The organism is Corynebacterium sp. L4757, assembly GCF_043673995.1.
In the GTDB taxonomy this organism is placed as follows: Bacteria; Actinomycetota; Actinomycetes; order Mycobacteriales; family Mycobacteriaceae; genus Corynebacterium.
Genome location: NZ_JBIMEN010000001.1, coordinates 1 through 24,787, shown reverse-complemented (window position 1 = coordinate 24,787; position 24,787 = coordinate 1). Strand labels below are relative to the sequence as shown.

Genomic DNA, 24,787 nt, shown 5'->3' with positions numbered 1-24,787 from the left:
CCCTAGCACTGCGCGAATCAATTCGTCTTATTATCGGCACGCGAATTCCCCATTCGTGGGCACCCGCGCCGCAGTTCGATCTCTAACTGCCACGACGTTGACCTTGGCGCCAATCCCCGAAGGGGTACTTTGAATAAATCTCAGGGTGGACCTAACCCTTGAGTCCTTGAAAATAGCTAAGCTATAAGACAGATAATTGGCGCGGCACGCCTGATGTTAAGAAGGTATAAAAGGAGCGTTTCCTTAGATGAGTTTTTCTGCAACACACGTTGTTCCAGCACCCCGGGAACAAGTGTGGGAATGGCACACGCGTCAGGGCGCGTTATCACGGCTAACCCCGCCGTTTGTGCCGATGACTCCGCTGCAGCAGGCAGATAAGCTTTCCGATGGCACGACGGTGCTCGCATTCCCAGCGGGCCTTCGCTGGACGGCGCGCCATGACCTATCACGGTTTCGCAATGGCTATTCCTTCTCTGACGTCTGTATCAATGCACCGATGCGAGTGTTCGCCAATTGGCGCCATGACCATCATTTTGAAAACCACGCCAATGGCACGTTAGTCACTGACACCGTGGACACTCGCGTCCCGAAGGCACTTTTGGATTCGATGTTTGCCTACCGCCAACATCAGCTGATTCAGGACATCGGTCTACTCAATCGTCTCAAGACCTTTGGGTATGTGGATGGACTTGATGACTACTCCTCTATTTACGGCTTCGATCGTCCACTAGTGATTGCCATGACGGGCTCCCGCGGCTCAGTCGGACGGGCGGTGACCGCACAGCTCACGATCGCCGGTCACCAGGTCATTCAGCTTGTGCGCGGCAAGACTAAACCAGGTCAGCGCCATTGGAATCCCATCGCGCCCGCCTCCGATTTGCTGGATGGCGTTGACGTGCTGGTCCACTTGGCTGGCGAACCCATCTTTGGCCGATTCAACGAGTCCCACAAGAAAGACATCCGCGATTCACGCGTGACTCCAACCAAACGTCTGGCTGAATTGGTGGGCAAGTCGAACTCAGTCACCACCATGGTCTCGGCTTCAGCGATTGGCTACTACGGCAATGATCGTGGCGAGGAGATACTCACCGAAAAATCTGAACCAGGCGATGGCTTCTTGGCGGAGGTCTGCATCGAGTGGGAGGCCGCTACCCAACCCGCTATCGATGCTGGCAAGCGCGTAGTCAATATGCGCACGGGTGTGGTCGTCTCCGGTAACTCCGGAGTTTTGCCTCTTTTCAAGGCGCTCTTTTCCACGGGCCTGGGTGGCTCTTTTGGCAATGGCGACTTTTGGCTGTCCTGGATTAGCGCGGATGATCTCACCGATATGTATACTCACGCAATCCTCGATGACGCGCTCAGTGGGCCCATTAATGCCGTTGGCCCTCATCCGATCCTCAACCGTGAGATGGCTCAAACCATTGGCGCTGAGATGAACCGCCCCTCTGCTATCCCACTGCCTACATTCGGGCCAGCATTGCTGCTCGGCAAAGAAGGTGCTCGTGAACTCGCCCTGGCCGATCAGCGTGTCATCCCCGAGGTACTCAATCACCACGGTCATCACTTCCGGTACCCCACGATTGAGAAATCCCTGGCGCACGAACTTGGCCGCGAACACTTGTGGGAGCCCGAGTCAAAAACCCTATAGCAACCGGTATTAGCTACTAGGTTCCTAGCTCAAGTACCTTCCCTTGGCAACGCATCCGGAGATCATTCCCCGCTTTGGTAACTCAAGCGCCATGTTGTGGATACTAATGTCGTAAACTACAGAAGCCCCCTATTCCTTTCCCTGAAGGACTTATTATGACCATTGTCCGAAAGCTTGTCCCCCTTGCTGTCATCGCTTCACTTATGCTTGCTGGTTGTACAGATGAAGCAAATAGTGAAACCCGTCCAAGGCAGACGATAACGACCACAATCACCACGTCAGCAGTTGCTTCAGAAGCCTCGGAAGACTCAGAGGACTCAGAATCTTCTGAGAATGGAGAACCTGCTGGATATGACGCAGCATTGGATGCATACCGTGACGTCGTCGCGAATGCGGCCGCTTACCCGGTGAATCCCTCAGCGCAATATGAACCCCGCGGAGGCTATGGATACGCACTGGTAGAGGCCACATACGATGATGTCCCTGAACTTCTCGTGCGCGTGAATGGGATGGAATATTCCCCTGTCCTTATATTCTCATATGATGACGCCGCTGATGAGGTCATCCAAACTGAAGAAGTACTTATCGATGGTGCTGCCGGTGCTGGTGGTGGACGTTCCCGTGTGTGGGCATCGAAAGATGGAAGCGGGATATACCAAGTTGATTACCACTCGATCCAGCCTGAGCAATACAGCAGTAAATTCGAGGTCTATGGGGAATCTCTAGGAAAAGTTGAAGATCGCGCCAAGTTCTTCCGAGGCCAGCTCCTGCCGGACCTGCAACCACTCGTCTGGTACGACTCAGACGATGAAGTAGGCTTCGACATCATTCAAGGTGTAGGCGGAGCAGCTCCTGGGGCCGACGACCTTACAGGCAACGCCTCTAATACACCACCAGGGGATGAATCCACCGAAGAAAGTACTTACCAATTCACAGGTAAGGTAGTTATTAAAACTAACGCGGAACTGCCTGAACACGGAGGGCCCGCAAATGGTGAACCAATGGATGAGGAACACATCATCATGGTATTAGATTCACCACAGGAAGTAACTGCGCAGACCGTTGGACCACAGTCGAGGACAGCGTTGATGACGCAAGTCGTGCTTCACGTGAGCAATAGCCAAGTGGGAATTGAAAATAGCAAATGGTTGCCTTATGTCGGCGAAAGAATCACGATTGCTTCCAATGCAGATGATCTCCGTTATCCAACTGATACGACAATGCCGCTGGGCATGCTACGCGTCGACGGCACAGTATCGGATTAACAAGCCCAACAATGCAAAACACGGCTACCACGCACTGATTCTAGTGGTTGTAGCCGCGTTGTTCTTCCGAATGATAGTTGGCGGATAGACCAACTATCGCTTAGCGTTGCGGCCGCGGCGCTCGCGAATGCGAACAGCAATACGAACCGGGGTGCCGTGGAAGCCGAAGCTCTCACGGAACTTACGCTCCAGGTAGCGGCGATAGCCGGTGTCCAAGAAGCCGGTGGTAAACAGCACGATGGTTGGTGGCTGAGTTGATGCCTGCGTAGCGAAAAGCACACGTGGCAGGCGGTTATTCTTCATCGGAGGTGGGTTCGCAGCAATCGCATCACGCATCCAGTTATTCAACTGGCCGGTGGTCACGCGCTTATCCCAGTTCTCCAGCGCCTCAATCATCGCAGGTTCCAGACGCTGCAACGCGCGTCCAGTCTCCGCAGAAATATTGATGCGGGTTACCCACGGCAGGTGCGAGAGCTGCTGGTCAATTTCACGATCCAGGTAGTAGCGGCGGTCATCATCCATCAGGTCCCACTTGTTGAAAGCTATGACCAAAGCCTTACCGGCTTCCAGGATCATGTTCAGCACGCGCTGGTCCTGCTCGGAGATCTCTTCCGAGGCATCGATCAGCATGACGCAGACCTCCGCCGCGTCAATGACGCCGCGAGTACGCAGGGATGCGTAGTACTCATGGCCCTGCGCATTCTTCACCTTCTTGCGCAGACCAGCGGTGTCCACAAAGCGCCACATCTTCTTATCCAGCTGGACCAAAGAGTCCACCGGATCCACAGTGGTGCCCGCAACATTATCCACCACGGAGCGTTCCTGACCGGTGAACTTATTCAGCAGCGAAGACTTGCCCACGTTCGGCTTGCCCACCAATGCCACACGGCGCGGACCTTCAGTGATGGATGGCTGACGTGGTTCCTCAGGAAACAGACGCAGTACCTCATCCAGCACGTCTGCGCCGCCGCGGCCGTGCTGAGCAGACACTGGCCATGGATCGCCGAGACCCAATGCGTAGAACTCAGCCATGTCCGCGTACATATTGTCCGAGTCGAACTTATTGGCCACGAGGATGACAGGAACATCGGAACGCTGCAGGTTACGCGCCATAACTGAGTCGGTCTCAGTGATACCGACCTTGGTGTCAACCACGAAGACAATGACATCAGCGGTTTCCATCGCGGTTTCCGCCTGGCGTGCAATTGCACCATGGATGCCCTTAGCATTCGGGTCCCAGCCACCGGTGTCTTGAACAAAGAAGCGCTGGCCATTCCAGTCACCGATATAAGAGATACGGTCACGAGTAACGCCCGGGTGGTCTTCGACCACTGCTTCACGACGACCCAAGAAGCGGTTTACCAACGAGGACTTGCCCACGTTTGGTCGACCGACGATAGCTACCGTGCACAGAGCTTCCTCGGTGTGTGATGCGCCGACGCCGAAGGCGCGCTCAATCTGCGCCCATTCTTCTTCGCTGAGATCCTCGCCGGCAACGCCTGGTGCGAGAACGCCATCTTCTTCATAGGCGACTTCTACATACTCGTTCTCGCCATAGTCAGCGTCGCCGAACTCTGAATCATCAAAATCGTAGTCGAATTCCTCTTCATTAAAATCATCAGATGCCCAGCTATTGTGGGACTCGACGATTTCTCCTTCGAACTTGCCAGCCGGGTAGTGAAACTCAGTCTCTGGTTCTTCGCCGTGGGGATCAATATTTTTATCGTTCACCAGCAGACTCCTTAACAATTGAAATAAGGGTTGAGAGCACGTCTTCCGGGCTCATGTTAGAAGTATCCACCACAACGGCATCCTCAGCAGGACGCAGCGGCGAAGCCGCACGCGAAGAATCCGCTGCATCACGGCGCTCCACGTCAGCAAGAACCGTGTCGAAGTCAGCTGGGATACCAGCAGCAATATTTTGGTCATAGCGACGCTGCGCACGTACCTGCGCAGACGCGGTCATATATGCCTTCGCCGGGGCTTCGACAAGCACAACCGTGCCAATATCGCGTCCTTCAACGATGGCGCGATGGGAGTCATCGGCAAGCTTGCGCTGCAGCTCCACCAGATTAGTGCGCACCTCTGGGATAGCCGACACAGCGGAGACATTGCGGGTGACGTCGTCCTCACGGATTTCCTTAGAAACATCCTCACCAGCGAAAATCACGGCGGTGGAATCTGGGTCATTAGACACAGTCAAAGGAAGGTCAGCGGTCACAGCAATCACCGCGTCCGTATCTGCCGGATCCACACCCGCGCGCAAGACAGCTAGCGTGGCCACGCGGTACATCGCACCAGTGTCGATGTACTTGGCATCCAGTTGCTTAGCCAGCGCACGACAGGTGGTGGACTTTCCGGTGCCCGAGGGGCCATCGACGGCAAGAATCAGACCATTATTAGGTAGGTTTGAAATCATTTACATCCCCACTGCCTTGTACAAGCTAGTCAACTCAGCAGAATTGATCGCACGGATACCGCCCGGCTTCATATCGCCCAACTGGACAGTGTGCAGCTTGGTGCGCACCAGGCGCTGAACTGGGTAGCCGGCGGTCTTGAGCATGCGGCGCACAATGTGCTTGCGGCCTTCGTGCAACTCGATGCGTACCAAGGACATGCCCTGATTCTTGTCCACGACCTGGACGAAGTCAGCCTTGGCCATGCCGTCTTCAAGCTCAATGCCTTCTTTGAGAGTGCGGACCAAAGCCTTATCGGCTTCACCCAACACGGTGGCCAAATAGGTCTTAGACACCTCATACTTCGGGTGCATCAACCGGTTAGCCAACTCACCATCATTGGTGAGCAACAGCAGGCCCTCGGTGTCAGCATCCAAGCGTCCGACGTGGAAGAGGCGCTGACCGGCCGAGGTCTTCTCTGCGACCATATCGCCCACGCAGGGACGACCCATGTCATCTTGCATGGTGGACTGAACGCCACGTGGCTTATTGAGCACGAAGTATTCATGCTGTTCATTGACGTTGACACGCACGCCATCAACGCGGAGGATGTCCACGTTTGGGTTCACGCGTACGCCTTGACGTTTAATGACCTCGCCATTGACTTCAACGCGGCCTGCTTCAATGAGCACTTCCGCGTGGCGGCGGGATGCAACGCCGGCTTTCGCAAGCACCTTCTGCAGGCGCTCACCTTGGGTATTCGGATTCTTGGAGGATTGGTTGTCCTCATACAGCCAGTCTGCGCCGAGATCCTTAGCGATGGATTCAGCGGTGGCCTTCTTCTCGCGCAAATCGCGCTTGCTGACATTTTGACGACGGGCCGGCTTAGCGTTGGAAATCAGCATTTCGCTGTCACGCTTTTTCTTTTCCGGTGTGCCGTCTCGGCGAGCGGGTGGGGTCACGTCTGTCGTGTCCTTTTCTCTTAAGTTGTGTAAGTAGTGCTCGGAGAATTCTACTCCGTCCCCTCACCTTACAGCAAAAGTCTAATATTCCTCATCAATCATATCGACGTCTGGCAAAAGAGGCGCGAGATCTGGCAAACGTTCCAAAGAATCAATGCCCAAAAGCTCTAAAAACAACGTGGTGGTTTCATAGCGAATACCGGGGCCTTCGAATTCTTCACCATCGACTTCCCGCACTAAACCCCGCAAAGTCAGCGTGCGCATCACACCATCGACGTTGACACCACGCACTGCTGCGACCTGTGCGCGTGTACAAGGCTGGCGGTAGGCCACCACGGCGAGTGTCTCCAACGCCGCGCGGGATAACCTGGTTTGGGTACCATCCAGCAGAAATTGTTCGACGGCATCAGCATTATCGCGGCGCGTAAAATACCGCCAGCCATCTTCACTATTGCGAAGCTCGATGCCAGAGCCACGCATATCTAGCTCAGTCCGAATTTCCTCGAGGACTTCCTCGGCGTCTTTAACATCTACTTCCAGCGCCCGCGCGATGGTGGCCGCAGGTGCTGGTGTGTCAATTACCAGCAGGATGGATTCGATCTGTGAGCGCAGCTGACTAATAAACGGCATCTCATCGGGGCTTACCTCGGAAATATTCATGAGTCACTCACCTACTTTTCTTCCATCATTGCTTTAATCCCAATTGGCCGCTGCCACCACAGCTGGATCCACATCAAGACCTGTCCAGGAAACATTGAGCGGGCCTAGTTGTTCTTCCTGGTCAGTTTCCACTGCTTTAGCCTTATACAGCTCCAATAGCGCAAGAAAGCGGCCGACGACCTGCATGGAAAGGGTGCAGTCGCGGGTCAGCGCGCCGAAACTCAACCACTGATCTGCGCCCAGCAATTTGAGCGTATCCATGATTTTGCCGGCTTGCTCCGGCACTGAGACGGCCACCTGGTGAATATGTCCAATGCCAACTTCTACCGGTGGCTTCGGGCGGAAAACACCCGCTGCCAATTCAGCGAACGATGCCGGGGTATGACCGAGCTTGACCGGTGGAAGCAGCTGGGCGAATTGCTCCTCCACGCCCACAGCGCGTGGATATGCTCTGCGCGCTTCGCGCTGCCACTGCGCAAACTGATCAGCCACTTGCTTATACGCGCGATACTGCAGAAGTCGCGCAAAGAGCAGGTCGCGCGATTCCAGCAGCTCCAGATCGTCCAGGTCATCTACTTCACCACGCGGCAAAAGGCGGGCGGCTTTGAGGTCCAGCAACGTCGCAGCAACCACGAGGAACTCAGTGATCTCATCCAGATCGGCAGTTTGGCCAAGGCTACGCACGTAAGCCACGAACTCATCAGTCACTTCAGACAGTGCAACGTCCGTGACATCGAGCTTCTTACTTTGAATCAACTGCAGCAGCAGATCAAAAGGACCCTCAAAGTTAGCGAGCGCAATACGGAACCCCGTGATTTCGGGCTGAACCGCTTGCTCGAGATCAGCCGCCGGCATTGGTTGCGTTGCTGGTTCGGATGAAACGGCTGACTCAGGTTGCAGCGCTGGTTCATCTCTCTCGGAAGAACCAGCAGGGGTAAATTGGTCCATCGGCACCGTTTCTAACCCTTGGTGCGCTCAATGACCTCGGCAGCCAGATCGCGGTACTGCTCAGTAGCTTGTGAAGATGGCGCCCAGGTGGTGATGGGTTCGCCGGCAACTGAGGTTTCAGGAAAACGCACTGTACGTGTAATGACGGTGTCAAAGACCTTGTCATCAAAGTATTCGACTACACGCGACATGACTTCGCGAGCGTGCTTGGTGCGGCGGTCAAACATGGTGACCAAGATTCCTACAACTTCCAAGTCGAAGTTGATGCGCTCAGCGACCTTTTCCACCGTGTCAGTCAGCAGCGCTAGACCACGCAGGGAGAAGAACTCACATTCCATCGGAATAATGACGCCGTGCGAGCAGGCCAATGCATTGACGGTCAACAGGCCCAAGGAAGGCTGGCAATCAATGATGATGAAGTCATAGTCCTTCATCACCGGCCGCAATGCGCGCGCCAGGGTGTGCTCACGTCCGACCTCATTCACCATTTGGATTTCTGCAGCAGAAAGGTCAATGTTGGCAGGGACCAGGTCCAAGCCGGACACCCCGGTGTGAACGATTGCCGAGTGGATGGAGACCTGGCTATCTAACATCACGTCATAGATGGTGTCATCAATTTCATCATGACCCAGGCCTAAACCAGCCGACAGCGCGCCCTGTGGGTCCAAGTCCACGAGCAGCACTTTGCGGCCGTATTCGGCCAGGCAGGCACCCATGTTGATGGTGGAGGTGGTTTTACCTACGCCGCCTTTTTGATTACACATGGAAATGATGGTCGCCGGGCCATGTTTGTCCAGCTCCGGCGGCTGAGGAATAGTACGCAACGGCCTGCCGGTTAATCCAACATCCGGTTCGTTTGCGTCAAAGAGTCCCTCGTCGCTCACGTTTTACTCCCTACTTCCCTACCATCAATGCCAAATCACATAAATGTAATTCACTACTATGTGCAAGCCTACTCGTCTATCTTACAGGCCACACCTTCAGGCCAGTGTCAAGCAAATCGCCTTGACTTTAGTTTTGGTAATACTCGTTGGGCTCTTCAGTAGTCTCCGCATCCTGCCCGGATTTGCCGCGGCGGCGTATCGCACGAATAATCAGCGCAATAATAATCAGCAGAATAACGATACCCAGCCCGATTGCGCCGTTGACTAGGAGATTGGAGCCTTCATCCTCATTTGCTGCAGTGCTATCGCCATCACTGGCAACCTCTTCCCCGGCCCGCTGATAATTCGGATCTGTCAGCGATACAATGACTTCCACGCCTGAGCCGTCATTACGAACGAGCTGCATGTAGAAGGGATTATCTGGTGCTTGGCCTTCCGGATAGGTCAAGGTCAAGGTACGGGCAGCTGCATCAATATCGCGCTGGACGTCTTGGATAATGTTGCCATCAGCATCGACATAGCGCAGCGTAAACTGCTCTTGGTCGAGATTGCCAAAGCGCTGGTAGAAATCAAGTGCTTGGCGCAGACCGAGCTGCGCGGTAATGGTATTGCCCTCAATCGTGGACTCGAGCTCAATCCGCTCAGCCGATGACTCATCTAGCTGTTCTGCTGGTTGACGCTCAGGCTTTTCGCCCTCTACCACCGGCAGGCTCGCATTTTCTTCACGGGATACATCACCGGTGCCGGTATTCGCATCGCCCGACTCACCGGTTCCTCCCTCACCGGAGCCACCAGTTCCGGTTGAAGCTGAGCCATTTCCGCCAGCGGCACCGTCGCTACCGCCACTACCGCCATCACCGTTTCCAGATCCTTCGCTAGAGCCTGAGCCCTCGCCGGATCCGGAGCCGCCTGTGGAGCCTTCACCGCTTCCACCTGTGCCGCCAGCGTTTCCACCACCGCTACCGTCCGAACCGGTTCCGCCAGCACCTGCTGAGCCGCCTTCGGCAACCAGAGTGATCGTGGCGGATTGGCCATTAGCCGTGACGGGGACAGAAATCTGTCCGCCTTCAGGTGGAGCGGTAACCGTCGCCGTGGAGCCAGAGGTAGACACAGACCAGCCGCCACCTGAATAGGAAGCATTCGCTGCCATAGGCAAGCTCACCGTCGTGGTTTGACCCGCGGGGACAGAGATTGGTGCGGAAATCATTGCGCGGACATCGTCCGCTGAAACACCAGCTGGCAGAGCCTGCGCAGATGGTGCCAAGGCAATGGAAGTAGCGGTAGCGCTAAGGCCAAGGACGCACGCAGCGGCAATCGAGGTGGTTAGCTTTCGTGCCGGAGACAGTGATGCCACAGCATGAGTGCCTGAAAAATTCACGGATTAAGTCATCCTTTCAGAAGGGGTGACGGTGGTGTTAGTTAAAGATTGCGCGCAAAAACTTTCGCGCAGGGGCATTTAACGTACGGTACTGGAATAAGGCTGAAGATTTCCAGATTTAAGCACGAGGGTGAGCAATTCGCCAGACTTCTCGCAGGGAATCGGCAGTTACATGGGTGTAGATTTGCGTCGTCGTCACCGAAGAATGACCAAGAAGTTCCTGCACAGTACGCACATCGGCACCACCTTGGAGCAAATGGGTGGCAAATGAGTGTCTCAGGGTATGTGGAGAAACTTTCTTCTCTATTCCGGAGCGTTCAACAGCACGCTGAATCACCGCCCACGCGCTTTGTCGGGACAGTGCTTTGCCCAAAGTGTTAAGGAAAAGTGCATGGGACTTGCCCCGTGAGAGGTAAGGCCGTGCCCGAACCAAATAATCTTCGACTGCCTTGAGCGCGTGCGAGCCCACTGGGACAATACGCTGCTTGGAACCTTTACCAGTCAGGGTCAAAATATCTGGGCTGTCAGCAAAGTCATCAACGTTTAGATCAAGTACTTCGGAGATACGCGCACCCGTGCCATAAAGCACTTCTAAGAGCGCTTTGTCCCGAATATCGATCGCCGTGGCAGTCTCACCCTGCGGCACAGAATCAATAAGGCGCGTGATTTCTTCAATGCTCAATGTATCCGGTAATTGCTTGGCCGGACTTGGTGGCGCGACATCGGCAGCGACGTCCACATCGACGTGGCCTTCAGATAGCGCAAACTTGTGCAGACCCCGCGCGACAATGAGCGCACGCGAGGTGGACGCGCTGGATAGTGGCTTAGAGTTCTCAATCCCGCGTCGCAAGTCCACTACATAAGATTCGACGTGATGCGCGGTGACGTCCTTCAGCCGCGTGATATTGCTGGCCGCAAGCCAGGCGGTGTAACGGTTGAGATCGCGGCGATAATTGCTCAGCGTATTATCCGAAGCACCTTTTTCCACCGCCAGGTGGTCCAGCCATTCTTGGGCTAATTGGATAAGCTCCGGTGCCGGCTCTTTCGGTTCCGCGATAACGGATGAGGATGTCATTGCTTCTTTAGATCCGGGCCTTTGCGGCGAGCAGCGATTGAGGTTGGTCGCAATTCAAATGATTCATCCACGCTGCGTGGCTCAGCTTTTCCGCTGATAACCTGCGCGGCGGCTAAGATGCCCGAGACGGCAATCGAATTACTGATTTCTCCAGCAAAGATCTTTGCCACGGCATCATCGATGCCAACCCAAGCAAAGTCCATGTCGGCTTCTTCATCGCCGATGGCCTCTGGGCGCTCGACCTCAGACAGAATTTGAGCCAAGTAGACGCGTGCGGTTTCCTCACAAAAGCCCGGTGACGTCACCAGGTCAGTGAGAACAGACCAGCTGGAGGCTGCCAAACCGGCTTCTTCCATCAACTCCCGCTTGGCACCGGATAGTTCATCCTCGCCGGCAACATCGAGCAGACCTGCGGGTAGTTCCCACAGCCTTCGCCCAACGCTGTGGCGGTATTGGTTGACCATCGCTATCTGATTGGACTCATTGAGCGCTACGACTGCGACGGCGCCCAGGTGTTCAACGACTTCGCGGTAGGCCACGTGGTCATCGGGCATGACCACTTCATCACGGCGTACAGCAATGATTGGTGCGTCCAGCAGAAGCTCTGAGGAAAGAGTCTTGAATTCATGTGCCATGTGCTTACTCCCCCTCAGGTAGTGGTGGCGCTGCGGCTTCTGCCGTGCCACTGGCGCCATAAGCGCCCGAGCCGCCATTGAGTTGCTCCAGGACAGCAAGGGTTACCGCCAGCTGGCCGAAGTCACGGTCGACAGAGTCCACCGTCGATACGGCCTCCGGGTCGGCATCTTCGCCGGTGCCCGATGCCTCGCGCAGCTTGCCGATGACCCCGTCTTCTCCCGCAGCACGCAACCTTCCGGCGACAACGCCGTGGGTACTTGCCTCGTTGAGTGAGTTAGCAAAGGCGATAAGGTTATCGGTGTAGTATTCATCGCCGCCATTGCCCATGACCACAACGACGGATTGCGCGGGCAAGATGGTGCCGTCCTCATAGTCGATGAAACCTGCTTCACGAAGTGCCTGCAATAGCGCGCCGCGATCTTCCGAAGAGGCTAAAGGCTCAGCTTTTGCAGGATCCCGCAGCAGTGCAGCTGCCAAGCCCTGTCCTGCATGACGACCAGCGGAGAGATCTTGCTCATCCAATTGCGCACCAGCTGGCAGAACATTAGCCACAATGGAGTTGATGCGGTCCGCGCCGTCTGGATGTAAGAATTCATTCGTCAACGTGATCGTGCCTGAATCCACTGCGCCGGCAGCATTCAACATGTCACGGACACCAGCCACATCACCGTCATTGGCATCACCCGTAGCAATGATGGCCACATCACGGCCGTCTAAAACACCCTCGATGGCGCTTTCAGCCAAGCCGGGGATGAGCGAGTTCGCGGAATTTGCCTGGGCTTGAATTTCGCCATTTTCCGCCAGTAAAGCACGGTGTTCTTCACGAATCGGGTCATCGGCAGCAACGGCTGCACCGCCACCGTCCATGTTGGGGGCAATAACTAAAGTGCCCGCAGCAACACCGAGCGCAACACCGAAACCGAGACCAGCGATGACCAAGGCAGATTTAGAAATATTTTTGGAGCTCATGATTTAAAACCATCCTTGGACACTGAGCGCGATGTTATTCCAGGTATCAATGAGGTTATCCACGAACCCGGCATCCCCTCCGAAACCGACAATCAAGATGATTGCTGCGAGCGCCACCAGCACGCCCAGAACTGCCCAGAGCCACGCCAAAGAGCCACCAGACTTGATGGTGTAAAGGTTGATAATCGCCGAAGAATCTACGAGTCGGTTACCTGCCTTCAGGCGAGTCAACATCGCAGCAGGTGTGGCGTGCGGAGAGGCTGCAAAAATATCATCCAAATCAACGGAGTCGCCCACTTGAACGATCATTTCTGCCTGGTGGAAATCAGCCAGTAACAACGCCAAATCTGTTGCGCTATCGGTTGCAGCCGGGAAGGTCATCGCGCCAATGCCAAGGTCCTGAATACGCTCTAGGCCCTCAGCCGTGCCATCAGGATCGGCAGGCAAAATAACACGCGCGCCGCTGCGTAGCGTGTCCGTGGAAATATTCTGTGGATTGCCCACAATGAGATCCGGAGTATACCCCAGCTCAATTAGCGCATCAGCACCAGCGTCCACACCCACCAGAACCGGTTCATACTCACGAATGAAATTACGCAGCCCCTTGATTTGGGCACGGTGATCATCAGTCGGTGAAACCATCACGACTTTCTGATCCCGCATCTCTGAGCCGGCATCAGGGATCCCCAGGCCATCGATAAGCAAAGGCCCCTCTGAGTGGATGAACTCGATGGAGTTGCCGAAATACGCCTCCATGTGGTCGACCAAGCTGCGGCGCGCTTCAGAAAAGTGCTTCTCGGCCTTCGCGCGCTCTACCTTGGCGCCTTCACCAATGAGCTTTTCACCAGCATAGATCGATCCCTCATCCGTGATGCGGGCCTTCTTGCCGTCCTTGAAGTTGGCAATGAACTCCTCACCAACACTTTCCAGCATGGCGATTTCAGCATCCAGGAGCATGTGCGGGCCATAATTAGGGATGCTTCCGGTAGAAAATTCGGCAACATTGACAACGGCTGTGGGCTGGATATCGATGAGCGCCTGGGCTTCCTGGCGTGAAATATTAGCGGCATTAATGACGGCAATATCGCCGGCACGGAATTTCTTCATTCCATTACCGCCAGGTGTGCAATCACGCAACGCTCCATGCAGACCAGGCAATTCGGTGGTACGGGAAAACAGGCTCATGGACACATATTGTTCCTTGTCGCAGGCCTAAATTGTGGAAGGCGCGCGGGTTTAAGCCCTGAAACCTTCAACTTCAACTTGAGCCTTCGAAAGAAGCTCTTTCGCATGGGCACGTCCCGTGGCGGTGTCATCCAAACCTGCCAGCATACGGGCAAGCTCCTCCACTCGCTGCTCATGAGTCAGCGTCATCACCCCTGATGTCACCGAGGAATCAGTAACATCTTTAGCAACGTGCAAGTGCGTATCGGCATATGCAGCGACCTGCGGGAGGTGGGTAACCACCAACACCTGATTCGCCTGCGCCAAGCGCGCAAGGCGGCGTCCGATCTCTACGGCCGCGCGACCGCCCACGCCGGCGTCAACCTCATCGAATACCAACGTGGTGCCCGCGGAGCCTTGGGACAAAATGACCTCCAAGGCAAGCATCACGCGTGAAAGCTCACCGCCTGATGCCGCGATGGACAACGGCTTCGGCTCGGCTGCATCATTAGCCGCCAGCAGAAGCTCAACTTCATCAGCGCCAGTCTTGGAGTACTTGGCTTGGCGAACGTCTACTTCAAGGCAGGCCTTCGGCATGGACAGCCCGTGAATCTCTTCTGTGACGGCTGCGGCTAGTTCTTTTGCGGCCTTCACACGCGCGGCCGTCAGCTTTTCAGCATGCGCAACCATCGTGGTTTGTGCTTCAGCAACTTCACCCTGCAGCTTCTCAAGCGCCTCGGTGGAAATATCCATCGAAGCTAGCTTGGTTTCGGCTTCTTCCTTCCATGCCAAGACTCCATCAATATCGCCAGCGTATTTCCGCGTGAGTCCGCGCAATTCCTGCTGGCGTTGCAGCGACTTCTCCAGCAGCTCCGGGTCTGCGGGAAGATCAGACAAGAATTGTCCGAGCTCTCCGGCGATATCAGTCAGCTGCGTGCTCAACTCCCCGAGCTGCTGCGCGAGCTGAGCAAGTTGCTTGTCCTCGACACTGTTGACGGCTGCGTGCGCTTCACCAACCAGCATGGATGCAGCCTTTTCTTCACCGAAATCTCCTTCGACACCATCAATGGCCACCAGCGCGGTCTGGGCAGACTCACGTAAACCATCCACGTCTTGCAGGCGCTTAATTAAAGTAATCAGCTCTTCATCTTCACCAGGTTGCGGATCAATCTCTGCAATCTCATTCACGGCGAATTGCAGGCGATCGACTTCCTGCGCCATCTCTCGCCGTGACTCGGTACGACGTTTCAGGTCTTTGGCTAATCCACGCCAGTGGATGAAGCTTTCACGGTAGGTCTCAAGTAAAGGTCCAATTTCCGCCGAAGACCTATCGATCGCCGCCAATTGCTGATCTGGCGCGAGCAAGCGCAGCTGATCATTTTGACCATGCACGGTCAGCAGCGCGCGCGAAAATTCATTGAGCGTGGCGGCGGGAACGCTGCGACCACCCAAGTGTGCCTTGGAACGACCAGTGGACATGACGGTCCTTGAGGCAATGAATTCACCATTCTCATCTGGTGTTCCGCCTGCGGTGTCCACGATGTTCGCGACGGCTTCTGCATCTTCGCGGGTTAGTTCTCCAGTAGTAAAGGTTCCTTCTACCACTGCCCTTTTAGCACCGGCGCGCACGCGGGAGGCCTCAGCTCGACCGCCGGCAAGCAGACGAAGACCGGTGACCACCATGGTCTTACCAGCACCAGTTTCACCAGTCAGGACCGTGAGGCCGGAAGATAATTCTGCTGTCGCTGAGGAGATAACACCCAGATCAGTAATGGTGATATCAGCTAACACGGCGATTCACTCCTCCACGACTATTAGAACACATCAACGAAAATCTACCACAAGGTTCTTCTCCTAGACGGTAAGAACTTCCGTTAGAACTTTCACGGTGAGACTCAACTAAGTCGAAATTCTAGTTGGTGAACTCCCGACGATGTGGCCCACGCCAGCCCTGAATAGGCAGGTGAAGCTTGGTAACCAGCCGGTCCGTGAACGGTTCTTCATCCAGGCGAACCCAACGCACCGATGTCTTACCCCGGGTTACTTCAATACGTGAGCCCGGCGGCATGTTGATTTCGCGGAAACCATCCAAAATAACGATGGCCGGTGACGTCATTGACGCTGATTCCACCGCGACGGAAGAATGCGGTGAGACCACCAAAGGCTTGGTAAAGAGCGCATGAGCGTTATTCGGTACGACCAATAGCGCATCAAGTTGCGGCCACAGCACTGGCCCACCAGCGGAAAAGGCATAAGCTGTGGAACCGGTCGGAGTGGATACCAGCACGCCATCACAACCAAAAGCCATCACTGGGCGTTCATCTACTTCTAAGATGGCATCCAAGACGCCGGAACGGTCTTGGTTTTCAACACTGGCCTCATTCAGTGCCCAACCTTCACCAATGATGGTTCCGTGGTCATCAATAACTTTGCAATCAATGGTCATGCGTTCTTCGACACGATAGTCTCGGTCGATCACGCGTTGGATGGCACTTTCGAGTGATTCTCGCTCGCCCTCGGCCAAGAATCCGACATGGCCTAGGTTAACGCCGAGCACTGGAACGCCAACTTGGCGAGCTAAGTCAGCTGCGCGCAAGAACGTACCGTCACCGCCAAGAACCAGAACCAGCTCGCAGCCTTCAGCGGCGTGGGGATCATGGGCCATGTATGGAAATTCAGCCAACTTCGATGGGGCCTCAATTGGGTCACGGGCAACCACGCGCAGCTCAATGCCTGCTGCAACCAGCAGCTCGGCGGCACGCTCAGCATCACGAAGATTGCTTGCGCGGCCAGTATGGGGAACCAGAAGGATTCGCCGTACTTCCTGGCCTTCTGCGCGGTGACTCACTGAGGACCATCCTTTACTGCGGTTTCAATCATGGATAGAAGCTCTGCTTCTTCCGGATGAGTGGCACCGCCATCGTTGACCAGCTTCAAGAAATATTCTACGTTCCCACTTGGCCCAGGAAGCGGTGAGGCCACCACACCTTGGCAACTCAAACCTAAGGTATGCGCAAAAGATGCCACATCATTCGTGACCTCAATACGGAGTTCTGGTGAACGCACGACCCCTGAGGTGCCAACCCGGTCTTTTCCGACTTCGAATTGCGGCTTGACCATAGGAAGCATCACGGCACCAGGAGCCATTACTTGAGCCATCGCAGGCAGCGTAAGTTTCAGCGAAATGAAAGAAAGATCTCCCACCATCGCATCGCATTCGCCATCGGTATGCTCCAACGTGAGATGGCGAATATTAGTCCGGTCTAAGACCTTGACACGGTCATCGTTTTGTAGTCGCCACAGCAACTGTCCATAGCCAACGTCGACTGCGAGCACTTCCGCTGCGCCACGGCGCAAACAGACATCAGTAAAACCACCGGTCGAGGCACCGGCGTCGAGAACCTTTTTATCCTTCAGGTCAATGGAAAAGGCGTCGAGAGCACCCAAGAGTTTATGTGCGCCGCGTGATGCCCAATTCTCATCCTCGCCGCCCTCGATGCGAATAGATACTTCTGGCTCCACAACGCTGGCTGGTTTGGCGGCTTTGAACCCACCAACGAAGACACGACCGTCTTTGATAAGTTCCACTGCATGCTCACGTGAGCGCGCAATTTTGCGCCGTACCAATTCAGCGTCGAGTCGTCTGCGTTGTGGTGCCATTAGTTCTCCTGCAATGCTGCGCGTAGCAGCTCATGTGCCTGGTCAAGTTGCTGAGCTTCTGCGACAAGATCTCCGCCCGGCTGGCTGAGAATCTCCTCGATAGAGCTGTCTAATTCCTCTGGAGTAACCGCCAGCTGGCGTGGGTCGCGTGGAATGGGAGCGCTCATTAGCTCCAGTCCTTTAGTGCTGCTTCGGCTACATCAGAATTAGGACGCACGTAGCGCGGTGGCTTCGGCATTGCCCACACCACCTGCAGCACAGTGCGCAGAGCCTGAATAGCGGTTGCCCCGGGATCGCCGTTTTCTACCAGTACGTCGAAACCATCTACACGAGCGGTGAATCCGCCCTGCGGTCCTGGCTGCACTGTCTCTACGTCCAAAGCCAAATCAGCAAGCCCATTTCCGATGAAATTGGGACGGAAATCAGGTGCTGCCTCAATCAGTGCTAATTCACGTGAAACGCCAGTGAGAACATGGAAAGTATTCATCGCAGCTGCGTTACCGCCAGCAATATCGGTATCCAAACGGTCACCAACAGCCAATGGGCGCTTTGCGCCGATGATGTGTGCAGCCTGGGTAAACATTTCTGGCTCTGGCTTACCAGCTGACAACGGTGCCACGCCTGTGGCTGTTTCAACTGCCTTCACCAACGAGCCATTACCGACTGCTAGACCGCGTTCCATAGGCAACGAGGTATCCAGGTTGGACGCGATGTATTTCGCGCCCTGGCGAATAGCCAGCGTGCCTTCGGTGAGCTGCGCCCAATCCACGGTTGGGTCAAATCCCTGAAGAACAAGCTCCGGTCGATCATCTGCTGATGAGACAACCTCAAAGCCCGCTGCGCGTGCGATATCACGGAATGATTCCGCGCCGATGACGAGAGTCTTCACGCCTTTTTGAACATGCTGTGCTGCTAAAGTAACTGCTGCCTGTGCGGAGGTCAGAACTTTCTCAGCAGTGGTGTTGAGCCCAATGCCGACCAATTTCTTAGCCACCTCCTCTGGTGCACGGGAAGCATTATTGGTGACGTAAATGCTTTCCACGCCGCAGGAGTTGATGAAATCAACGGCGCCTGGGATTGCGCGTCCGCCCTCCCATACGGTGCCGTCTAGGTCTAGCAGCAGGCCATCATGCTGTTCAATTAGGCTCATCGGGTTTTAAAACTCCTTCACGCGCTCTTCAGCGTCCGTCCATTTGTCAACGTCCAGCTTAGCCGCGTGTTCAAACCAGTCTTTGGCTTCTTCCTTGCGGCCTGCCTCACCCAATGCATTTGCGTAAGCATATGCCAGGCGCAGTGCCGGAATCCCCTTCGCGTCCTTGGATGGATTAGCGCGTTGCAGGGTCACTACTGCGGAATCGGCTTGCCCCAAATCGAGGCGTGCACCGGCAACCACAATCGCCAGTTCTACTGCGGATTCAGCATCAAGCTGGCGCGCTTCATCGCTGCGACCGAGCTCAATAGCCTTTTCTGGACGTCCCAATCCGCGCTCGCAGTCAGCCATGACAGCCAGCATGCCTGGACCACCGGAAATACGGCGTGCGGCGCGAAGCTCTGCCAAGGCTTCCTTCCACTCGCCAGCATGGTACGCAGCAATGCCATTGACCTCACGTGCAACAGAAACACGACCAGCGCGGTCCTTCGCGGAGCGTGCATGACGTAGCGCCAGCTGCGGATCATCTTCCATCCATTCAGCGGCCATGATCATATGCTTTGCTGTTGCCTCTGCATTTTCCTTGGACAGCACACGAAGGTCCTGCAGCACCATCGGATCCAAGTCATTAACATCAATGTCATCTGGAAGATCCGGATCAGCCATGCGACGGTTAATTCGTTCCTCACGGAAACCGGTGCGCTGCGGCGCTAAGCTCGACTTCTCACGCTCTTGCTCCGCCTGACCACCACGGTTTTCACGACGTGGCCCACGATCACTACGGTCATCGCGGCTGTTGCGGTCATGGCGATCATTACGACCACCGCGCGCGCCACCACGGTCATCCCGTCGATCATCTCGGCGACCGTCCCTACGGTCGTCACGTCGATCATCGCGACGTGGCTTCCATTCACCACGACCTTCGCCTCCTCGGCGATCATCGCGACGGTCACCACGATTATCGTCAGACCAATTTCGACGTCGGTCTCCACGATCCCCGCGATCATCACGGCGATTGTCCCAGCGGTCTCCACGTTCACCGCGCTGGCGGCGGTCTCCGCTTCCTTGGCGGTCATTGTTCCATTCGCGGCGACCACCTCGGTTATCATCTCGGCGGTCGTTTCGACCTCCGCGTCGATCGTCTCGACGGTTAGAACCGTTTGAGTCGGAGCGACGACCTCGCGATTCTTCACGGCGGCCTTCGTTATAACGCTCAGACATTCACATTCTCTTTCATTGCTTCTTGTGGCAGATTATCTCCAGCTATTCTACCCACGAAACCTCTGAAAACAGATTCCAAGCCCGTCAAATGGGAGATACTGTCTTGCAAGCCACATGACTACTCAAGCCATGTGAGAAACTACATACTAGTGAGCTAGTCCCCTAGTCATCCAGTATCACTTCCTACTGTGCGGCGAACGCCTAATGAGGGAAAACGAAATTAGCCCTTACCCGGGGAGTTTGTAACTGCCGGGTAAGGGAATTTCGACCTTTCGGTCATTTTATTTTGATCAATTGCAGCCCCATTAGAGGATGTCGATCATTAATGGCGCTCCACTACTAAAAGCTTACTTTCGTGCGTGCACTGGCAATATCGTTGTAGCAATAGTTGTCAGCACGGCATACTCACAAGTACCAGCCTTCTAAGAGCTAAGAGAAACTATTTTGCAAACTGCTCGACGATGGAGTCAACCAGGATGTTTGCGGAGTAATAGTCAAGACGGAAGGTGGATGCAGGAGTGTGGTACACACGACCCTCTTGAACCGCTGGGGATGTATTGAAAGCCGGCTCATTCTGGATCTTTTCTTGATTTTCTTTATCGCTGGATACTGAAATCCAGTTTTCTCCAGGAAGGCCAGCCTGAATATTCTCCATAGACAGGCTAATGATGTCGCCGCGGTCAGCCCCCATGGAAAGGTCACCCTTTACTTCCTCGGGGACCTCAGTCAGGTCAAATCCAAGGCGAGATAGGATTTGGTTCTGTGGAGCTTCAGGAGTCAAAGCCGCCGCACCGGAATCATCGCCAAAAACAATGAAGGATGAGGTCTTACCGTCTGGAAGCTCGATTTGCTCACTTGCCTCTTCGATTCGCTCATCGAAGTCGGCAATAACTTCGGCTGCTTCTTCCTCGTGGCCGGTTGCCTCACCAATCTTGGTGGTGACGTCTTGCCAAGGTGAGTCAGAGTAGTCAACGACCAACACCGGGGCAATCTGTTCGAGCCTATCAATTTGGTCAAAAGCAGAGTCGCCGGAGTTCTTAGAAACAACAATCAGGTCAGGGGCATAACCCAAGGCCTTTGCGGCGTCTGGCGATGTATTGTCCCACAGCTTCTCGACACCAGCTTCCTTAGCTTCGTCGGACCACTGGATAAAGAAGCCATTCTCATCACTGAGATCTTCGACGTTCTCACCGGTAGCACCACTGGCTACAACCGGCGCACCTACAGCAAGCAGAGAACCGGTCAAAGTTACCGAAGTGGAGACAATTCGTTCAGGCTGAGACTCCAAGGTAAGTTCACCGTTGTCAGTCTCAATCGTACGAGGCCATTCACCGCTATCGGTATCGGAAGCACCTGCATCAGCAGCTACATCCTCCTCATTCGATGTAGCATCGGAGTCTCCTGAACTACATGCAGTGAGGCCACCAATGAGCGCACCTGCCAACAGTGCCGAAGCGGCTGCCTTAGCCAACTTTCGACCGCGAACCAATGTCATGTTCTACCTTTCGAGCGTAAATACGTTGAGCAACAAGACAAGGGACTGTCCTGTCGTTAAGGCCAACGCAGACAACTAAAGACCATAGGTCCTGTTGCTTGTCATGCGCCCAGCCTTTGCATGGCGGCGACCCGTGAGCAAAAGCTCACTTGGAATCCGCAACACGAAAAGTATAGTAAGGCTAACCTTAACTAAACAATGAATTTTGGAAACACGGCAGAAAGAGTATGACGACATGTTTAAATCCGACAACTTTTCCATATTGGATATACCGAACCTGCCAAAGAGAGTACGAGTACCTGAGAATTATTCGATAAGAGATCTTGAGCAGCTACGTAGATTTCCGACTTTTCAACCATCTAAATCCGAAGGCCACGTCATACTAACGGTTGCTTATCCGAACCAAACCACGGCGCTAACACCCGTACTCTTTATCGAAACACTCACTCATATCCATAGGAAGAATCTCGACCACTACATTCTTGAGCAGTACTTACCCACTGATGATGGCACAGTCTGGCATGTCGGCGCGATTGAAATACCTATCGGTCTGACTTCGCCCGTGGGAATAATCAAAATACCTAAGAATGCATTTGACAGCGAACAACAACCGGGAGCAGACCGCGAGTCCTACCGAAACCTACTCAATAACGTTGAGCCAGCTTGGACTAGCGGTGAGGTTCTCCAAGTAGGGACACGGCAACTAAATCCATTGCAGAATGCAGCCCCTACAATTGAAGGTACTAATAAAGCGGGAGCTCAATCGATTACGGCTCCAGCGAACAACATCCATGGACAGTTCGCCAATGCCGTTAAGGATGGAGTGGATGTATGGCTTCATCTCCCAGAGACTGATGAAGTTGAGAACTTACTTATCGTTACAGATGGGCACATATATATTAAGGGAGTCCAACTACTGGACGAATATGACCCAGGAAATACCGCCGTGATCTTTGTGTCTCCTTGCAAAGAAGAACAACGAGCAGATTTGCTGGCGGACGTTGAGAGCTTGTCTTCAACCCTAAAGGAACACATACTCCCATGGGCGGCCCACGAAGCTCAGAAGAGAAATACTACATGGCAGATATCGCCTCAAACGTCCACAATCACTGGAGGCTCCTTAGGGGGCTCTGCTGCCGCAGGACTAGTACTAAAGCACCCTGAGCTAGCCTTGAACGCTGTCATCCAATCAGCAGCGTCTGGTGGCCGGACAGAGAATATGCCCTGCTAAATGAATGGGTAGAGCAGAGCAAAAGTCCTGATAGCCATAAACGCGTTATCTTCCACGAATACGGGAAATACGATGTTCATTTGTTTCACGAAAACCAGGCGTACGGAGAACTCCTCAAGATAATCCCGAACATAACTTGCTCCACCCGTGTCTACAACGGCGGACACGACTACCTGAGCTGGAGACAAGGGATTGCCGAAGGACACCGATGGATAGTGAACCAACGCAAACAGTTCTAGAGTATTTGATTCGAGAAATCAAGCGCATTGCATTCTCGAGCCCCCGCACGGATGAGACTCATCAATTGTGGCTTCATTTGTGGGCAACAGGGGCAGAGTGAGCCGCCTGTAGGTTCACTTATGTCTCGTACGCGCCCTCTTCAATAGCCCCTAATAGTTACGGGGCTAAGGAAACAGATCTGGGGATAGTTTCTAGCTCTGTCCCTGTTAAGAGCACATAAATAGTGGAATTATAATGTTCGCGGTGTTATAAATGGCTCATTTGCGGTCAATACCGCTAGATTCCGTGCCAGATGGTACGGGCGCTTGAAGCAGGTACAGACGCCCAGTAACTCCTGTATAAGGGCCGTATTTCAGGTGCTGTGCATTCCGATACACCAAGGCTCTACCGACTGAAAGACCGTATCCCCTCAAACTGTGCCGAGAGCAATCGCGATTAGTTCTCGTGCAGTTCTTCAAGTTAGCAGCGCAGAGGCAGAACTTTCTTGGCTCGGCACCTTGAAGTGTCCCAGGTTTTGTTCCGTTTGAGTAGATGGGAAGATCTGGAACATGCCAAGGAAATTTGACCAGGATGCCAAGGACCGTGTGGTCCGTCTCGTGGAAGACCGCATCTTGGCGGAAAACATGTCGATGCAATCCGCGTGCCAGGCAGTAGCCCCAAAGCTGGGGGTTTCATGGCACACAGCTCGTCAATGGACCCAGCAGGCCCGCCGTGCAGGAAACATCCCAGAACCCGTGCCCGAAGATTTGGCTGCCGAAAACGCGAGGCTACGCCGTGAAAATCAAGAGCTCCGCGACACCAATGAACTTCTGAAGGCTGCCTCAGCTTTTTTCGCGTCGGAACTCGACCCAAAACGTCGGAAATGATCCGGTTCATCGATGAATACCGGAGTAGTTTCTCCGTCGAGTTCATCTGTAAGACGTTGAAAAATAACCGGGCTGGTGGGTTTATCACCTCGCGTGGGTATCGCCAATCCAAGGCCCGTGGATTAAGTGCTCGTCGCCTTCGCGATGCTGCGCTGGTTGATCGCATTAGTGCTGTTCATCGGGATAATTACGGTGTTTACGGTGTGCGGAAAATGTGGCATGCGCTTCGCCGTGAAGGAATTGATATCGGTCGTGAACAAACCGCCCGGCTGATGCGCTTGGCCGGTGTTTCTGGCAAAGGCAAAGGCGGATCACCTATCACAACCCGAAAAGCTAACACGCCTGATCTGCGCCCAGACTTAGTCGAGCGTGAATTCAAAGCCCAGGGTCCGAATAAACTGTGGGTGGCCGACATTACGTATGTGCGCACGAAGAAAGGCTTTGTGTATGCCGCGTTTGTCACCGACGTTTACTCCCGACGGATTGTTGGGTGGGCGTTATCAGACTCGATGCGGACCGAAGCACTGCCACTGCAAGCTCTCAACCAGGCGATCGTGTGTGCTGAGGAAACAACAGGTCTCATTCACCATTCGGATCACGGGTCGCAGTATGTCAGCGTGGTCTACAACGAGCGACTTGCCCAGCACGGGATTGCCGCTTCCACCGGAAGTGTCGGCGACTCTTACGACAATGCTCTGGCCGAAAACGTTAACGGCTCCTACAAGAACGAGCTGATCCATACCCGCAGGTGGGATGACGTGATCGAGGTAGAAATCGCGACGTTCGAGTGGGTGTCATGGTGGAACGAGACTAGGCTCCACCAAAGCTTGGGATACCGAACTCCGGTCGAGGTGGAAACCGAATTTTGGAAGCAGACCCCGCCACAGGAAATAATGGAAATCAAGGCAAACGCCTAGGAACAAAACTCGGGGCACTTCA

General features: G+C 54.5%; 22 protein-coding genes. 4 read left to right on the top strand and 18 right to left on the bottom strand.

Annotation, left to right across the window (positions count from 1 at the left end):
• Positions 1-247 precede the first annotated feature (247 nt).
• Complete coding sequence (locus ACG98I_RS00110) at positions 248-1,648, top strand: TIGR01777 family oxidoreductase (protein ID WP_394717505.1); 1,401 nt, start codon at positions 248-250, stop codon at positions 1,646-1,648.
• A 155-nt stretch (positions 1,649-1,803) separates the two neighbouring features.
• On the top strand, positions 1,804-2,913 hold the full coding sequence (locus ACG98I_RS00105; protein ID WP_394717504.1) for a hypothetical protein: 1,110 nt from the start codon (positions 1,804-1,806) through the stop codon (positions 2,911-2,913).
• Between the two features lie 93 nt (positions 2,914-3,006).
• On the opposite strand, the gene der is transcribed toward ACG98I_RS00105, so the two are convergent.
• The 18 genes from der to fepB form a co-directional block, all read right to left on the bottom strand.
• Positions 3,007-4,644 carry a ribosome biogenesis GTPase Der gene (gene der / locus ACG98I_RS00100; RefSeq protein ID WP_394717503.1) on the bottom strand — a complete coding sequence of 546 codons (1,638 nt, stop codon included), beginning with the start codon at positions 4,642-4,644 and terminating at the stop codon, positions 3,007-3,009.
• Positions 4,634-5,332 carry a (d)CMP kinase gene (gene cmk / locus ACG98I_RS00095; protein WP_394717502.1) on the bottom strand — a complete coding sequence of 233 codons (699 nt, stop codon included), beginning with the start codon at positions 5,330-5,332 and terminating at the stop codon, positions 4,634-4,636. The genes der and cmk overlap by 11 nt, the downstream gene beginning before the upstream one ends.
• Complete coding sequence (locus ACG98I_RS00090; protein WP_394717501.1) at positions 5,333-6,271, bottom strand: pseudouridine synthase; 939 nt, start codon at positions 6,269-6,271, stop codon at positions 5,333-5,335.
• An 81-nt stretch (positions 6,272-6,352) separates the two neighbouring features.
• Positions 6,353-6,931 carry an SMC-Scp complex subunit ScpB gene (gene scpB, locus ACG98I_RS00085; RefSeq protein ID WP_394717500.1) on the bottom strand — a complete coding sequence of 193 codons (579 nt, stop codon included), beginning with the start codon at positions 6,929-6,931 and terminating at the stop codon, positions 6,353-6,355.
• Positions 6,932-6,964: 33 nt separating this feature from the next.
• Positions 6,965-7,786, bottom strand: coding sequence for a segregation and condensation protein A (locus ACG98I_RS00080; protein ID WP_394718033.1), 822 nt, complete (start codon positions 7,784-7,786; stop codon positions 6,965-6,967).
• A gap of 104 nt (positions 7,787-7,890) precedes the next feature.
• Positions 7,891-8,763, bottom strand: coding sequence for a ParA family protein (locus ACG98I_RS00075; RefSeq protein ID WP_394717499.1), 873 nt, complete (start codon positions 8,761-8,763; stop codon positions 7,891-7,893).
• Positions 8,764-8,890: 127 nt separating this feature from the next.
• Complete coding sequence (locus ACG98I_RS00070; RefSeq protein WP_394717498.1) at positions 8,891-10,141, bottom strand: hypothetical protein; 1,251 nt, start codon at positions 10,139-10,141, stop codon at positions 8,891-8,893.
• A 118-nt stretch (positions 10,142-10,259) separates the two neighbouring features.
• On the bottom strand, positions 10,260-11,216 hold the full coding sequence (gene xerD, locus ACG98I_RS00065; RefSeq protein ID WP_394717497.1) for a site-specific tyrosine recombinase XerD: 957 nt from the start codon (positions 11,214-11,216) through the stop codon (positions 10,260-10,262).
• Positions 11,213-11,851 carry an NUDIX domain-containing protein gene (locus ACG98I_RS00060; protein ID WP_394717496.1) on the bottom strand — a complete coding sequence of 213 codons (639 nt, stop codon included), beginning with the start codon at positions 11,849-11,851 and terminating at the stop codon, positions 11,213-11,215. Before ACG98I_RS00060 ends, xerD begins: the two co-directional genes overlap by 4 nt.
• 4 nt (positions 11,852-11,855) lie before the next feature.
• Positions 11,856-12,821 carry a copper transporter gene (locus ACG98I_RS00055; RefSeq protein WP_394717495.1) on the bottom strand — a complete coding sequence of 322 codons (966 nt, stop codon included), beginning with the start codon at positions 12,819-12,821 and terminating at the stop codon, positions 11,856-11,858.
• Positions 12,822-12,824: 3 nt separating this feature from the next.
• Positions 12,825-14,006: a putative cytokinetic ring protein SteA gene (gene steA, locus ACG98I_RS00050; protein ID WP_394717494.1), complete on the bottom strand. Its 1,182-nt coding sequence runs from the start codon at positions 14,004-14,006 to the stop codon at positions 12,825-12,827.
• 51 nt (positions 14,007-14,057) lie between these two features.
• Positions 14,058-15,776, bottom strand: a complete 1,719-nt coding sequence (gene recN / locus ACG98I_RS00045) for a DNA repair protein RecN (protein ID WP_394717493.1) — start codon at positions 15,774-15,776, stop codon at positions 14,058-14,060.
• A 121-nt stretch (positions 15,777-15,897) separates the two neighbouring features.
• On the bottom strand, positions 15,898-16,833 hold the full coding sequence (locus ACG98I_RS00040) for an NAD kinase (RefSeq protein ID WP_394717492.1): 936 nt from the start codon (positions 16,831-16,833) through the stop codon (positions 15,898-15,900).
• Positions 16,830-17,645, bottom strand: a complete 816-nt coding sequence (locus tag ACG98I_RS00035; protein WP_394717491.1) for a TlyA family RNA methyltransferase — start codon at positions 17,643-17,645, stop codon at positions 16,830-16,832. Before ACG98I_RS00035 ends, ACG98I_RS00040 begins: the two co-directional genes overlap by 4 nt.
• A complete protein-coding gene (locus ACG98I_RS00030; RefSeq protein ID WP_394717490.1) occupies positions 17,645-17,812 on the bottom strand; it encodes a hypothetical protein in 168 nt (55 codons plus the stop codon). Before ACG98I_RS00030 ends, ACG98I_RS00035 begins: the two co-directional genes overlap by 1 nt.
• On the bottom strand, positions 17,812-18,795 hold the full coding sequence (locus tag ACG98I_RS00025) for an HAD-IIA family hydrolase (protein ID WP_394717489.1): 984 nt from the start codon (positions 18,793-18,795) through the stop codon (positions 17,812-17,814). The genes ACG98I_RS00030 and ACG98I_RS00025 overlap by 1 nt, the downstream gene beginning before the upstream one ends.
• A 6-nt stretch (positions 18,796-18,801) precedes the next feature.
• The gene (locus ACG98I_RS00020; protein ID WP_394717488.1) at positions 18,802-20,016 is read right to left on the bottom strand and encodes a hypothetical protein; all 1,215 of its coding nucleotides are present in this window, start codon (positions 20,014-20,016) and stop codon (positions 18,802-18,804) included.
• A 439-nt stretch (positions 20,017-20,455) separates the two neighbouring features.
• Entirely contained in the window at positions 20,456-21,511 is a 1,056-nt protein-coding gene (gene fepB / locus ACG98I_RS00015) for a Fe2+-enterobactin ABC transporter substrate-binding protein (RefSeq protein WP_394717487.1), read from the bottom strand.
• A gap of 235 nt (positions 21,512-21,746) precedes the next feature.
• Here fepB and ACG98I_RS00010 point away from each other — a divergent pair, with 235 nt between their 5' ends.
• Together ACG98I_RS00010 and ACG98I_RS00005 are read left to right on the top strand one after the other, a co-directional pair.
• Positions 21,747-22,742, top strand: coding sequence for a hypothetical protein (locus ACG98I_RS00010; RefSeq protein WP_394717486.1), 996 nt, complete (start codon positions 21,747-21,749; stop codon positions 22,740-22,742).
• Positions 22,743-23,530: 788 nt separating this feature from the next.
• Positions 23,531-24,765 (top strand): IS3 family transposase gene (locus ACG98I_RS00005; protein WP_394717485.1). Its coding sequence is split into 2 segments (ribosomal slippage): positions 23,531-23,819 and positions 23,819-24,765, totalling 1,236 coding nucleotides; the frame shifts between segments, so codons are not numbered across the junction.
• The last annotated feature ends 22 nt before the right edge of the window (positions 24,766-24,787 follow it).